We start from the raw sequence: 13,474 nt of genomic DNA, 5'->3' as shown, positions 1-13,474 counted from the left end.
TGTATGCCGGCAAAAAATAGAGGATTGAGGACCCGTGGCGGATACAACTGACATCAAAAATGGTCAGGTCATCAAGATTGACGGCCAGCTTTTTACCATCATCGACTTCCAGCACGTTAAGCCAGGCAAGGGCGGCGCTTTCGTCCGTACCAAGATGCGCAACGTGATGTCCGGAAAGGTCTTGGATAAGACCTACAACGCCGGCACCAAAATTGAGCTGGCCACCGTTGACCGCCGCGATTACCAGTACCTCTACCAGGATGGCGAAGACTACGTCTTCATGAACCTGGAAGACTACGACCAGATCACCGTTTCCGGAGTCACCGTGGGAGACGCAGCAGGCTACCTGCTGGAGAACCAGGAGCTGACCATCGCAATGTACGACGGCAGCCCACTGTACCTGGAACTGCCAGCATCCGTCGTTCTGGAAATCACCTACACCGAGCCGGGCCTGCAGGGCGACCGCTCGTCGGCTGGTACCAAAAACGCAACCCTGGAGACCGGTCTGGAAATCCAGGTTCCATTGTTTGTTGAGCAGAACACCAAGGTGAAGGTTGATACCCGCACCGGCGATTACCTGGGACGTGTCTCCTAGTGAGGGCCCGCGCTAAGGCGCGACGTCGTGCACTTGAGTTTCTTTTTGAAGCCGAGGCCCGCGACGTTGATGCGCTTAGTGTAGCGATCGGCCGCCGCGACAATTCTGACATCGTGCTTAACGAGTACTCGCTGACAATCCTTGAGGGCGTTATGGCCCACCTGGACCGCATCGACGAGGTGCTTGAAAGCTACGTTAAGGGCTGGACCATCGAGCGTATGCCGGGCGTTGACCGCATGGCGCTGCGCATCGGTGTCTGGGAAATCCTGTACAACGACGACGTTCCGGACGCGGTTGCCGTGGCCGAAGCGGTCGTGAACGTACGTGAACTATCCACCGACGAATCTCCGGAATTCGTCAACGGTGTGCTCGGACGCATTCAGAGCGTCAAGGACACCCTGATCGACTAATCCTCGACTTCATAATCTACCGAGAGCCGGAACCTGCTGGGTTCCGGCTCTCGGTATTTAAATACGCTTAACGCAGCACGAAGAAGATGAAACTCACAAAGGCTTCACGGTCCTTTAAATTCTCCGGAACCAGTTCATCCGGTGCGTCCTTGGAGTAGGGCGGCTCGCTGATCAGCTCGATGCTGAATCCGGCCCTCGCAAAGGCGTCGGACATTGCATGCAGCGGACGGTGCCAGTAGGTCAGGCTGCCTTGCTGACCGTCAAATTCGAGCTCATCGGTGTACCTGGTGGTCTTAAAGTACTGGACACCCTGATGAGTCAGCGGGTACAGCAATGGGTGGTTCACCGAGATTAGCAAGCGTCCGCCAGGTTTGAGCACACGCCGCAGCTCGGCCAGTGGAGCGCTCCAGTCTTGCAGATAGTGCAAGACCAAGGAGGCGCAGGCATCGTCAAAACTATTCTCGGCGTAGGGCAGAGGCTCGCTTAGGTCCGCGCACTTCAGCTGGGCCTGCGCGCCGAGCCTGCGTCGGGCGATATCGAGCATGGCTTGACTGGCATCGAACCCGTGGACCGTGGCCCCACGTCGGAGCAATTCTTCGCTGAGCACCCCGCCGCCGCAGCCGACATCAAGAATCGTTTTACCTCGCACTTGCCCGGCGAGCTTGAGCATCGCCGGGCGCTCATAGTAGGCGTTGAGCAGGCTGGTTTCATTTTCGGCGTTATACGCCTCGGCGAAGGTGTCGTAGTTGGTGTCTTGACTCATGTGGGCAAACCGATCCATTTCCTCGCAGGTCGCTGATTCTCCGAGGCTAACAGCCATGCCGGTGCGTGAGCTTCGAAAATCTTGCCGGTCAGCTGGTAGTTCTCACGTAGTTCTGGTTTTGTTACGTGAGTGTGTGTCCGGCGTGAGCGGGAAACCTTGAGGAGCTACATCACACTATGGCGTACCTGCTTACCCCTGCCAGTGTGCTCAAAGCGACAGGTAGATGGTCATCGAGCGTGACAAAGAGCGCGAATTAGCGCACTTTGCGGGGGATCGTGAGAGCGCGCGGATCACACTGTGAAAGAAGTCATAGGTCATTCACGGGTATGCATAGGTTTCCGCTAGGGAATGATGGCCGGATCGTGATAATTTGAACTAGCAATATTCCTTTAAATCCCGTCCCGTGAGGCGGAGAAGGGAGAGGTGCACACCGATGAATGAAAATTCACAGCACGATGTGGCTCGCACGGTTTTGACCGGCGAAGACATCGAACGTGTACTGACCCGTGTGGCCTTCGAAATTATCGAAGCCAACAAGGGCACCGAAGATCTGGTGCTGCTAGGCATTCCGAGCCGCGGTTATCCGCTGGCCCAACGCCTAGCACAACGCATCGCCGCTTCGACGCCGAACCAGCTGGACCCCGCGTCGCTGGTCGGACAGCTGGACATCACCATGTACCGTGACGATCTGCGTCACTCCACCACCCGCACCCCGGCGCCTACGCGCCTGCCTGCCGGTGGCATCGACGGCAAGGTCGTCGTACTGGTGGACGATGTACTTTATTCCGGACGCACCATTCGCGCCGCGCTGGACGCGCTCTCGGACTGGGGACGGCCGCGCATTGTGCGACTGGCTGTGCTCATTGACCGCGGGCACCGCGAGTTGCCGATTCGTGCGGACCACGTAGGCAAAAACCTGCCCACAGCAAAAAGCGAAAAGGTGCGCGTGCACCTGGCCGAAATCGACGGAAGCAACGAAGTCATCATCGAGGCCAGCGCATGAAACACCTGCTATCCACCGCGGACTTGAGCCGCGAAGAAGCCATCGCGATCCTGGACATCGCCGAAGAAATGCGCGAAACCGGCACCCGGCAGGTCAAAAAGCTTCCGGCGTTACGCGGACGCACCGTGGTGAACCTGTTTTTTGAGGACTCCACCCGCACCCGCATCTCCTTCGAAGCTGCCGCCAAGCGCTTGAGCGCGGATGTGATCAACTTTTCGGCCAAGGGCTCCAGCGTGTCCAAGGGCGAATCGTTGAAGGACACCGCACAGACGCTGCTGGCCATCGGCGCGGACGCGGTAGTGATCCGCCACCCTGACTCCGGGGCTCCGGCACGCCTGGCGGCCACCGACTGGATCGGACTGCCGATCGTCAACGCCGGGGATGGTACCCACGAACACCCCACCCAGGCGTTGCTCGACGCGTTTACGCTGCGCCGCCAGCTGGCGCTGCGCGAGGGCGTCTCTCCGCTAGGCCGGGGACTGGACGGGCTGAAGATCGCGATCGTCGGTGACATCCTGCACAGCCGGGTGGCCCGCTCAAATTTGTGGCTGCTGAACACGCTCGGCGCATCGGTGACCATGGTCGCCCCGCCGACGCTGCTGCCGGTCGGCGCGAGCGCTTGGCCGTGCAAAATTAGTTACTCGCTGGACGCGGTGATCGAATCCGGGGTGGATGCGGTGATGATGCTGCGTGTGCAAGGCGAGCGCATGCGGGCAGCGTTCTTCCCGAACCCACGCGAATACTCGCGCTACTGGGGGCTGGATGACACCCGGCTCAAAGCGCTTGAAGCCAAGGGGCACGACACGCTGATCTTGCACCCTGGCCCGATGAACCGCGGTCTTGAAATATCCTCGGCTGCCGCCGATTCGCCAGCGTCGATGGTCCTGGAACAGGTCACCAACGGCGTTGCGGTCCGCATGGCAAGCCTCTACATGCTGCTTTCCGGCGACCTGATCTAAGGAACCTAAGATGAAGTATTTGATTCGACAGGCCGCCGTTCTCGGCGGTCAAGCTACCGACGTGCTAATCATTGACGGCAAGATCGCACAGCTCGGCGAGCTCAGCGACGCCGAGGCTACGGTGATCGAAGCCGCCGGGCTGGTATTGCTGCCGGGGCTCGTTGACCCGCATACGCACCTGCGCGAACCGGGCCGTGAAGATGCCGAAACCGTGGAAACCGGTTCCCAGGCCGCGGCTCGCGGCGGTTACACCGCGGTGCACGCGATGGCCAATTCCACCCCGGTGGCAGATAACGCCGGCGTCGTCGAGCAGGTTTACGAGCTGGGCCGCAAGGCTGGCTGGGTGGATGTTCGCCCGGTCGGTGCGGTGACCGTAGGACTGGGCGGGCAGCAGCTCTCCGAAATCGGCGCGATGGCAGATTCCCGCGCGAAAGTGCGGATGTTCTCAGATGACGGGATCTGTGTCTCCGATCCGCTGCTGATGCGCCGTGCGCTGGAATATGTGAAGGCCTTCGACGGGGTGATCGCCCAGCACGCCCAAGAACCACGGCTCACCGAGGGCGCCCAAATGAACGAGGGCGAGGTGTCCGCGGTGCTCGGCATGACCGGCTGGCCGGCAGTCGCCGAAGAATCGATCATCGCCCGCGACGTGCTGCTGGCAGAACATGTCGGCGCACGCTTGCACGTGTGCCACGTGTCAACCGCCGGATCGGTGGAGATTATCCGCTGGGCCAAGGCGCGCGGCATCGCCGTCACCGCCGAGGTCACCCCACACCACCTGTTGCTGACCGACGAAAAGGTGAAAACCTTTGATCCGGTGTACAAGGTCAACCCGCCGCTGCGCCGCGAAGAAGATGTGCTGGCGCTGCGCGCGGGCGTCGCCGATGGCACCATCGACGTGATCGGCACCGACCACGCCCCGCACCCGAGCGAAGCGAAGGACTGCGAATGGGGTGTCGCGGCCATGGGCATGACCGGGTTGGAAACCGCGCTGTCCATCGTGCAGCACACGCTGGTTCAGACCGGGCTGCTTTCCTGGGCCGACGTGGCGCGGATTACCTCGTTCACCCCGGCGAAGATCGGCAGCCTAGCAGATCAGGGCCGCCCGATCGCCGTAGGTGAACCGGCCAACCTGACCTTAGTGGACCCGGCGGCACGCTGGATCGTGGACCCGTTCACGATGGCCACCAAGGGGCGCAACTCACCGTTTGCCGGGATGGAGCTGCCAGGTGCGGTGCGCGCCACCTTCTTCCACGGTCACCCCACCGTGCTCGACGGTGCGCTGGCTACCCCGCGGGTGGCTAATGACTAGCGGGGAGCTCACCAGCGTGCTGGTCACCATCGGGATCGTGGTACTTTTTTGTGCGCTGATCCTGATCGGCTGGCGCAATATGAAACGACGACAGTCGGGCATTCCGGCGCCTTATGCCGGGTTCGACGATGAGCCTGAACACCAGTTCACCGGCATGTACGTGGCCACCACCCGGTATGAAGACTGGTTGGATCGGATCGCCGTCCATCAGCTCGGAGTGCGTTCGAACGCCACCTTGGAACTGGGTAGCGGCGGGGTGCATCTGCTCCGTCCGGGCACCACCGACCTGCACATTCCGTGGAACGCGTTTGTGAAGGTGGCCCGGTCCGCCGGCATGGTCGGCAAGTTCGTCGAACGTGACGGGCTGATCGTGATCACCTGGACGAAGGATGATTTCACCTTCGATACCGGATTCCGTCCTCGCTACCACGAGGACACCGCAAAGATTTATCAGTTGCTGGCGTCGCACCAAGCCGACGCGGCCGAGCAGGAGACAAACTAAGTGAATTCCCTGAGCAACCTACCAGCAGTGTTGGTACTCGAAGATGGCCGCATCTTCCGTGGACGTAGCTACGGCGCCGTAGGCACAAGCCTTGGCGAAGCAGTGTTCACCACCGGAATGACCGGGTACCAGGAAACATTGACCGACCCTTCCTACGCGCACCAGATCGTCGTGCAGACCTTCCCACACGTGGGAAACACCGGCGTGAACAGCGAAGACCCGGAGTCCACTCGGATGTGGCCGGCCGGCTATGTGGTGCGCGACGCGGCCCGACGCCCCAGCAACTGGCGCAGCGAACGCACCTTGGATGAAGACCTGGTCGAATACGGCATCGTCGGTATCCGCAACGTGGATACCCGCGCGCTGACCCGTCACCTGCGCGACGCCGGGGCAATGAAGTCCGGCATCTTCTCCGGTGAGGCCGCCGCACAGCCCGAGACCGAACTGATCGCCGCCGTCAAGGCGCAGCCAGCCATGGCCGGACGGAACATCTCCGCCGAGGTTTCGGTAGCTACCGCGTATACCGTGGAACCGGCCGATCACGGATTTAGTGGCGCACCACTGCACACCGTGGCCGCCGTGGACCTGGGCATGAAGTCGATGACCCCGCACCGTCTGGCCGAGCGTGGCCTGCGCGTACACGTTTTGCCGTACAACGCGACACTGGAAGAAATTAAGGCCACCGGCGCCACCGGAGTGTTCTTCTCCAACGGCCCCGGTGACCCGGCGGCAGCTACCGCACAGGTGGAACTGGTTCGCGAGGTACTCGACGCCGGCATGCCATACTTCGGCATCTGCTTCGGCAACCAGATCCTAGGCCGCGCACTGGGTTTTGACACCTACAAGCTGCGCTTCGGACACCGTGGAATCAACCAGCCGGTCATGGACAAGTCCACCGGCCGGGTGGAGATCACCAGCCAGAACCACGGCTTCGCCGTCGACGCACCGCTTGAAGGCGCCGTCACCGCACCGGTGGAACGCTTCGGCAAGGTGGAAGTCTCGCACTTCTCGCTGAACGACCACGTGGTGGAGGGCCTGTCCTGCCTGGACATCCCGGCCTTCTCCGTGCAGTACCACCCGGAGGCAGCATCGGGTCCCCACGATGCCGCCTACCTCTTTGACCGTTTCGTTTCCGCGATGGATTCCGCCGCAGATAAGGACAGCAAGTAATGCCTAAGCGCACCGATCTCACCTCAGTACTCGTCATCGGTTCGGGCCCGATCGTCATCGGCCAGGCGGCCGAATTTGATTACTCCGGCACCCAGGCACTGCGGGTGCTCAAGGAGGAGGGCCTGCGGGTCATCCTGGTGAATTCCAACCCGGCCACCATCATGACCGACCCGGAATTCGCCGATGCCACCTACATCGAGCCGATCACCCCGGAGGTCGTGGAGAAGATCATCGCCAAGGAACGCCCCGACGCGATCCTGCCGACCCTGGGCGGGCAGACCGCACTGAACACCGCCATCGCACTGGACAAGGCAGGCGTGCTTGAAAAGTACAACGTCGAGCTGATCGGCGCGAATATCGAGGCCATCGAGCTGGGCGAGGACCGCGAGAAGTTCAAGGGCGTCGTGGAGCGCTGTGGCGCCGAATCGGCGAAGTCACAGATCGTGCACACGCTGGAGGAGGCTTTTGCCGCCGTCGAGATTCTGAACTACCCGGTGGTAGTGCGCCCTTCGTTCACCATGGGTGGACTTGGCTCGGGCATGGCTTATGACGCCGAGGATCTGCGCCGTATCGCCGGAGCGGGCCTGCAGTACTCGCCGACCACCGAGGTGCTCCTGGAGGAGTCCATCCTGGGGTGGAAGGAATACGAGCTGGAAATGATGCGCGACAAGAACGACAACGTCGTCGTCGTGTGTTCGATCGAAAACTTCGACCCGGTCGGCGTGCACACCGGCGACTCGATCACCGTCGCCCCGGCGATGACGCTGACCGACCGCGAATACCAGAACCTGCGTGACATCTCCATCGCGGTCATCCGCGAGGTGGGCGTGGACACCGGCGGCTGTAACATTCAGTTCGCGATCGAACCGGACACCGGACGAGTGGTTGTCATCGAGATGAACCCACGCGTCTCGCGTTCCTCGGCGCTGGCCTCCAAGGCCACCGGCTTTGCGATCGCGAAGATCGCCACCAAGCTCTCGCTGGGTTACACCCTGGACGAGATTCCAAACGACATCACGCAGAAGACCCCGGCCTCCTTCGAACCGGCGCTGGACTATGTGGTCGTCAAGGTCCCACGCTTTGCCTTCGAGAAGTTCCCGGCAGCCGATAAGACGCTGACCACCACCATGAAGTCCGTGGGCGAGGCGATGGCGCTGGGCCGCAACTTCACCGAGGCCCTGCAGAAGGCGTTGCGTTCGCTCGAGCAGAAGGGCTCGGAGCTTTCCTTCGAGCCGATTCCGGAAGAAGAGCATGAGGCGGTGCTGGCCTCGATCGTGAAGGGCTCCACCGAGCGCCTCTCGCTAGTGCAGCGTCTGCTGTTCTCCGGGGTCTCCATCGAAAAGCTCTTTGAAACCACCGCGATCGACCCGTGGTACCTGGATCAGCTGGCCCTGATCAACGAGACCGCACAAATGATTGCGGCGAATAAGGACCTGTCCGAAGAGGTCTTGCGCGAAGCGAAGCGCCACGGTTTCTCCGACGCGCAGATCGCGGCGCTGACCGGTAAGCCTGAAGCGGTCATCCGCGGAATCCGTCACGCGTTGGGTGTGCGCCCGGTCTTCAAGACCGTGGACACCTGCGCGGCCGAGTTCGAGGCGTTCACCCCGTACATGTACTCGACCTACGACGAAGAGACCGAGGTTGTCGCCCACGAGAAGCCCTCGGTAATCATCCTGGGTTCCGGCCCAAACCGGATCGGCCAGGGCATCGAATTTGATTACTCCTGCGTGCACGCGGTGATGGCCTTGCGAGAAGCAGGCCACGACACCGTGATGATCAACTGCAACCCGGAAACCGTGTCTACCGACTATGACATTTCCGATCGTCTCTACTTTGAGCCGCTGACCTTGGAAGACGTGCTGGAAATCATCCACGCGGAAGAAGCGACCGGCGGAGTACTCGGGGTGTTCGTGCAGCTTGGCGGTCAGACCCCGCTGAAGCTCGCAGCCGAGTTGAAGGCAGCCGGCGTGCCAATCCTGGGTACCTCCCCGGAGGCCATCGACCTCGCCGAGCACCGTGGCGCCTTCCAGCAGGTGTTGGATAACGCCGGGCTGATCGCCCCGAAGAACGGCACCGCGGTGTCCTTCGCCGACGCGAAGAAGATCGCCGACTCGATCGGCTACCCGGTCTTGGTGCGCCCTTCCTACGTGCTGGGCGGACGCGGTATGGAGATCGTCTACGACGAGGCGCACCTGGAACGCTACATCGCCAACGCCACCGAAATCACCGTGGACCACCCGGTGCTAGTGGACCGCTTCCTGGAAGACGCCATCGAGATCGACGTGGACGCCCTGTTCGACGGCACCGACCTGTACGTCGGCGGCATCATGGAGCACATCGAGGAGGCCGGCATTCACTCCGGCGACTCGGCCTGCACCTTGCCTCCGATCACCCTGGGCCCAGACGTGCGTGACCGCGTGGCAGCCGCCACGCGCGCCATCGCCGACGGTGTGGGCGTCCGCGGTCTGATCAACATCCAGTTCGCGCTCGCCTCAGATATTCTCTACGTGATCGAAGCGAACCCACGCGCCAGCCGCACCGTGCCATTCACCTCGAAGGCTACCGGCGTACAGCTGGCCAAGGTTGCGGCATTGATCGGCGTGGGACACACCATCGCCGAGCTGCGCGGCAGCTCCCTGCCGGCTACCGGAGATGGCACTCACCTGCCAGATTCGGCGCCGATCGCGGTGAAGGAAGCGGTGCTTCCCTTCGCTCGCTTCCGCACCCCGGAGGGCAAGGTCGTCGACTCGCTGCTCGGCCCAGAGATGCGCTCCACCGGTGAGGTCATGGGTATCGACAAGTACTTTGATACCGCCTTCGCCAAGTCCCAGGCGGCGGCGAACAACCCGCTGCCTACCGGCGGCAAGGTATTTGTTTCGGTGACCAACCGTGACAAGCGCTCCATCGTGATCCCGGTCAAGCACCTGGCGGACAACGGATTTGAGATCCTGTCCACCGGTGGTACCGCAGAGGTACTGCGCCGCAATGGCATCCCGACCCAGGTGGTCGGCAAGGTCCATGAGGGCGGCGAGTCCATCGTTGATCTGATCAACGCCGGGCAGATCGGCCTGATCTTGAACACCCCAACCGGCTCCGAGGCACGCGGGGACGGCTACGAGATCCGCGCCGCCGCGGTGTCGGTGGGCACCCCAATTATCACTACCGTCGCCGAGTTTGGTGCCTGCGTGCAGGCCATCGACGCGCTACGTGAGTACGAGTGGGATGTCACCAGCTTGCAGGTGCACGATCAGAACCTGCGCGGTGCGCGTAATGCCTAACTTCGGAACCCGTCTTCGGGCGGCGATGGAGGCCTCCGGGCCGCTGTGTGTGGGAATTGACCCGCACCCGGCGTTGCTTCAAGCGTGGGGGCTGGAAAACAGCCCCGCTGGGGTGCGATCTTTCTCACTGACCGTGGTGGAAGCCATGGTTGGTGTGGCAGCAATTTTGAAGCCTCAGGTCGCGTTGTATGAGCGCTTCGGGTCCGCAGGATTTGCGGTTTTGGAGGAAACTCTCAGCTTGGCAAAATCTGCGGGAATATTAACCCTCGCAGATGCTAAGCGTGGCGACATTGGTTCGACCATGGCGGCCTATGCCACGGCGTGGTTGGACGATGCTTCACCGCTGGCTTCGGACGCGGTGACGCTCAGTCCGTACCTCGGTTATGAGTCGCTTCGTCCGGCCATTGATCTGGCCGCGCAGACCGGTCGTGGAGTGTTCGTTTTGGGGCTCACCTCGAACCCTGAAGGGCCCTCTGTGCAGCACGTTGGCGGTGAAAAGTCGGTTGCAAAATCGATTATTGACCAAGTCACCGCAGAAAATGCGGGCGCTGAAGATATGGGCCACGTGGGTCTGGTGGTAGGCGCAACCATTGGCGATGCACCGGCGAAACTGGGCATCGATCTGAGTGCAACGAAGGCGCCATTGCTCACCCCTGGGCTCGGTGCCCAAGGGGCCACGGCACGTGATATCGCCGCCGCATTTGCCGGTAGCTATTCACAAGTACTGGGTACCAGCAGCCGGGACATCCTCAAGGTGGGGCCAAGTGTAAACGCCTTGCGGGCGAAAGCAGCGCAAGTTCGTGATGAATTATTGGCCGCGGGCTAAATAACTAGCGCAATCGCGTTGTGGCTACTACAGTTTCTGGTAGCCACAACGCGATTACTCTTGCAAAATGCGCGTTTGATCGCTATGTTCACTCTCATAGCCTTAGTCCACTACACATGAAGGATGGCTGAACGATGGTACTGCGAGAACTCTCAGACGAAGACCGTATTCGGGCTCGTGCCAAGGCATTGGCAGCTCGCACACGCCGTGCAGAACTTAAAGCCCAGTTCAGTACCGGCAAGATCTCCATCACGGAGGTACTAGACTTGGTATACGAAGACGAGGCTGTGGGACGCATGCGTGTCATGGACCTTCTGGAATCGGTGCCGGGTGTTGGCGAAGTTCGTGCAGCAAACCTGCTGGAACGTCTTGGCATTTCCCCTTCGCGTCGCTTGCGCGGTTTAGGCCGCAAGCAGCGCACGGCGATCACCGAACACTTCAAGCAATCGCCACCAAAAACGAAAGTGTAGTCAATGACCGCTGCGTCGGTAACTGTTCTAGCCGGCCCCACGGCCGTAGGTAAGGGCACCGTCTCCACCTACATCCGAGATAACTATCCTGATGTCTGGCTTTCGGTCTCGGCTACAACCCGAGACCCACGGCCAGGCGAAGAGGATGGGGTTCATTACTTCTTCGTCGGGCCTGAAAAGTTCCATCAACTGGTCGATGGCGGTGACATGTTGGAATGGGCTGTGGTGCACGGGCAGAATAGCTACGGGACCATTCGTTCCACGGTTGACGACGCGGTGGCCAATGGCAAGAAGGTCCTGCTGGAGATCGATCTGCAGGGTGCACGACAGGTTAAAGAGACGTTGCCTGAGGCAAAGTTTGTCTTTTTGGCCCCGCCAACGTGGGATGAATTGGTGCGCCGACTGATCGGTCGTGGGACCGAAACGGCCCAGGAGCAGCAGCGTCGCCTAGAAACCGCTAAACTAGAACTTGCGGCGGAATCAGAATTCGATGTCACCATCGTTAACGATGATGTTTCACGCGCCGCCGAAGAGCTTGTGGCCCTTATGGGCCTGAAGAATGACTAAAGGGAGTCCTGTGTCCAATCTAGAGGGAATCATTAACCCATCGATCGACTCGTTGCTTGAGACCAACGACTCGAAGTACGCGCTGGTGCTCAACGCATCAAAGCGCGCACGTCAGATCAACGCTTACTACGCGCAGCTAAATGAAGGCCTGTTCGAGTATGTTGGTCCATTGGTTGAGACCAAGTTGAACGAAAAGCCACTGACCATCGCATTGCGCGAACTGGACAGCCAGCTGCTCAAGGTCACTCGGGCTGAAGTTACCGAAGACTAATATGAGAGATGGCGCCCCGATCGGGCGCCATCTTTTTTCTTTAACCACCAGGTAATAAATCACCAAAGGATATTTCGCGTGTTGCGTATCGTTTTGGGCGTCTCGGCTGGGATCGCCGCCTACAAGTCCGTGTTGTTGCTGCGCCTGCTCAAAGAGGCCGGGCATCACGTCGACGTCATCCCGACTGCGAAGGTCGAAAACTTCGTTGGCAACGCCACCTGGGAAGCCCTGTCGGGCAATCGCGTGACCTCCAACGTTTTTGACGCGGTCGAATCGGTGAACCACGTGCGCTTAGGTCAGCAAGCCGACCTGGTGCTGATCGTGCCAGCGACGGCGGACCTGATGGCCAAGGCGGCGGCGGGGATCGCCGATGATTTGTTGACCGGCACGCTGCTAGCGACCCGGGCCCCGGTAGTGATGGCCCCGGCAATGCACACCGAAATGTGGCAACACGAGGCCACCCGCGCCAACGTGGCCACCTTGCGCTCACGTGGGGTGACCATCATCGAACCGGCTAGCGGGCGGTTGACCGGAAAAGACTCCGGACCGGGACGACTTCCAGAACCCGAAGATATTTTTGCGCAGATTACCCCGTTGCTCAGCACCCCGATCCTGGCCGGCCAGCGAGTGTTGATCACCGCTGGTGGTACTCGCGAGCCTTTGGACCCGGTGCGCTTCTTGGGTAACCGTTCCTCCGGCCGCCAAGGCGTGGCACTGGCGCAGGCCGCCCGTGATGCTGGCGCCGAGGTGACGTTGCTGGCCACTCACCTCGAAGTTGCCCCACCGGCTGGGGTGCGTCTGGTGCATGCATCGAGCGCGTTAGAGCTGCGCGCGGCGGTGTTCGCCGAGGCTCCAGGTCACGATGTGCTGATCATGAACGCCGCGGTGGCCGACTTCCGCCCGGCAAACATCGAAAATTCGAAGATTAAAAAGCGCGACGAACACTCCGCTCCGGTGATCACCTTGGTGCGCAATCCAGACATTCTGGCCGAGATTGTGCAGGCACGTGCCCAGGATGCGACGCTGCCCTCACTGATCGTCGGGTTCGCCGCCGAAACCGGTGACGAGCAGGGCAGCGTGCTGGACTACGGGCGCTCGAAGTTGGCGCGTAAGGGCTGCGAAATGCTCGTGGTCAACGAGGTGGGCGCGCAGCTTGCCTTTGGACAAGACACCAACAGCATTCAGGTGCTGTTTGCCTCGCAGGCTCCGAGTGTGCAGGCTACGGGAAGCAAACTCGAGGTGGCCCGGGTGGTCATAGAGCAGATCGCCAGCGCAATAATCGGACATCCGCACGTCACAAAGTGAGCCGCACCATATGGTGTTTGGTCACGTAACGTCGCAACTAAAG

Annotated in this window: 14 protein-coding genes; 13 read left to right on the top strand and 1 reads right to left on the bottom strand. The window is 61.0% G+C overall.

From position 1 onward, the window contains the following. Positions 1-34: 34 nt before the first annotated feature. Complete coding sequence (efp, locus tag IEX04_RS12495) at positions 35-595, top strand: elongation factor P (protein WP_096257761.1); 561 nt, start codon at positions 35-37, stop codon at positions 593-595. Then, a complete protein-coding gene (gene nusB / locus IEX04_RS12490; protein WP_096257760.1) occupies positions 595-1,005 on the top strand; it encodes a transcription antitermination factor NusB in 411 nt (136 codons plus the stop codon). The genes efp and nusB overlap by 1 nt, the downstream gene beginning before the upstream one ends. A 67-nt stretch (positions 1,006-1,072) precedes the next feature. On the opposite strand, the gene IEX04_RS12485 is transcribed toward nusB, so the two are convergent. Then, positions 1,073-1,768 (bottom strand): class I SAM-dependent methyltransferase, encoded by a 696-nt coding sequence (locus IEX04_RS12485; RefSeq protein WP_188686051.1) that lies wholly within the window; start codon positions 1,766-1,768, stop codon positions 1,073-1,075. 433 nt (positions 1,769-2,201) lie between these two features. Here IEX04_RS12485 and pyrR point away from each other — a divergent pair, with 433 nt between their 5' ends. The 11 genes from pyrR (at position 2,202) to coaBC (ending at position 13,431) form a co-directional block, all read left to right on the top strand. Beyond that, positions 2,202-2,771 carry a bifunctional pyr operon transcriptional regulator/uracil phosphoribosyltransferase PyrR gene (pyrR, locus tag IEX04_RS12480; RefSeq protein WP_096257759.1) on the top strand — a complete coding sequence of 190 codons (570 nt, stop codon included), beginning with the start codon at positions 2,202-2,204 and terminating at the stop codon, positions 2,769-2,771. After that, a complete protein-coding gene (locus tag IEX04_RS12475; protein ID WP_188686050.1) occupies positions 2,768-3,730 on the top strand; it encodes an aspartate carbamoyltransferase catalytic subunit in 963 nt (320 codons plus the stop codon). Before pyrR ends, IEX04_RS12475 begins: the two co-directional genes overlap by 4 nt. 10 nt (positions 3,731-3,740) lie before the next feature. Then, positions 3,741-5,042 carry a dihydroorotase gene (locus IEX04_RS12470; protein ID WP_096257757.1) on the top strand — a complete coding sequence of 434 codons (1,302 nt, stop codon included), beginning with the start codon at positions 3,741-3,743 and terminating at the stop codon, positions 5,040-5,042. Then, positions 5,035-5,544 carry a PH-like domain-containing protein gene (locus tag IEX04_RS12465; RefSeq protein ID WP_188686049.1) on the top strand — a complete coding sequence of 170 codons (510 nt, stop codon included), beginning with the start codon at positions 5,035-5,037 and terminating at the stop codon, positions 5,542-5,544. The genes IEX04_RS12470 and IEX04_RS12465 overlap by 8 nt, the downstream gene beginning before the upstream one ends. Next, positions 5,545-6,714: a glutamine-hydrolyzing carbamoyl-phosphate synthase small subunit gene (gene carA / locus IEX04_RS12460; RefSeq protein ID WP_096257755.1), complete on the top strand. Its 1,170-nt coding sequence runs from the start codon at positions 5,545-5,547 to the stop codon at positions 6,712-6,714. It abuts the gene before it with no gap. Then, positions 6,714-9,992 (top strand): carbamoyl-phosphate synthase large subunit, encoded by a 3,279-nt coding sequence (gene carB, locus IEX04_RS12455; RefSeq protein WP_188686048.1) that lies wholly within the window; start codon positions 6,714-6,716, stop codon positions 9,990-9,992. The genes carA and carB overlap by 1 nt, the downstream gene beginning before the upstream one ends. Beyond that, a complete protein-coding gene (gene pyrF / locus IEX04_RS12450) occupies positions 9,985-10,818 on the top strand; it encodes an orotidine-5'-phosphate decarboxylase (RefSeq protein WP_096257753.1) in 834 nt (277 codons plus the stop codon). The genes carB and pyrF overlap by 8 nt, the downstream gene beginning before the upstream one ends. 134 nt (positions 10,819-10,952) lie before the next feature. Then, the gene (gene mihF / locus IEX04_RS12445; RefSeq protein ID WP_096257752.1) at positions 10,953-11,288 is read left to right on the top strand and encodes an integration host factor, actinobacterial type; all 336 of its coding nucleotides are present in this window, start codon (positions 10,953-10,955) and stop codon (positions 11,286-11,288) included. 3 nt (positions 11,289-11,291) lie between these two features. Continuing rightward, complete coding sequence (gene gmk / locus IEX04_RS12440) at positions 11,292-11,855, top strand: guanylate kinase (protein WP_096257751.1); 564 nt, start codon at positions 11,292-11,294, stop codon at positions 11,853-11,855. 10 nt (positions 11,856-11,865) lie between these two features. Next, positions 11,866-12,126 (top strand): DNA-directed RNA polymerase subunit omega, encoded by a 261-nt coding sequence (gene rpoZ / locus IEX04_RS12435; RefSeq protein WP_407646312.1) that lies wholly within the window; start codon positions 11,866-11,868, stop codon positions 12,124-12,126. An 81-nt stretch (positions 12,127-12,207) separates the two neighbouring features. Further along, positions 12,208-13,431 carry a bifunctional phosphopantothenoylcysteine decarboxylase/phosphopantothenate--cysteine ligase CoaBC gene (gene coaBC / locus IEX04_RS12430; protein WP_188686158.1) on the top strand — a complete coding sequence of 408 codons (1,224 nt, stop codon included), beginning with the start codon at positions 12,208-12,210 and terminating at the stop codon, positions 13,429-13,431. Positions 13,432-13,474: the final 43 nt, after the last annotated feature.

This window comes from Glutamicibacter ardleyensis, assembly GCF_014644555.1.
In the GTDB taxonomy this organism is placed as follows: Bacteria; Actinomycetota; Actinomycetes; order Actinomycetales; family Micrococcaceae; genus Glutamicibacter; species Glutamicibacter bergerei.
Note: the sequence above shows the minus strand (reverse complement) of the source record. Positions and strands in the feature narration are given on the sequence as shown.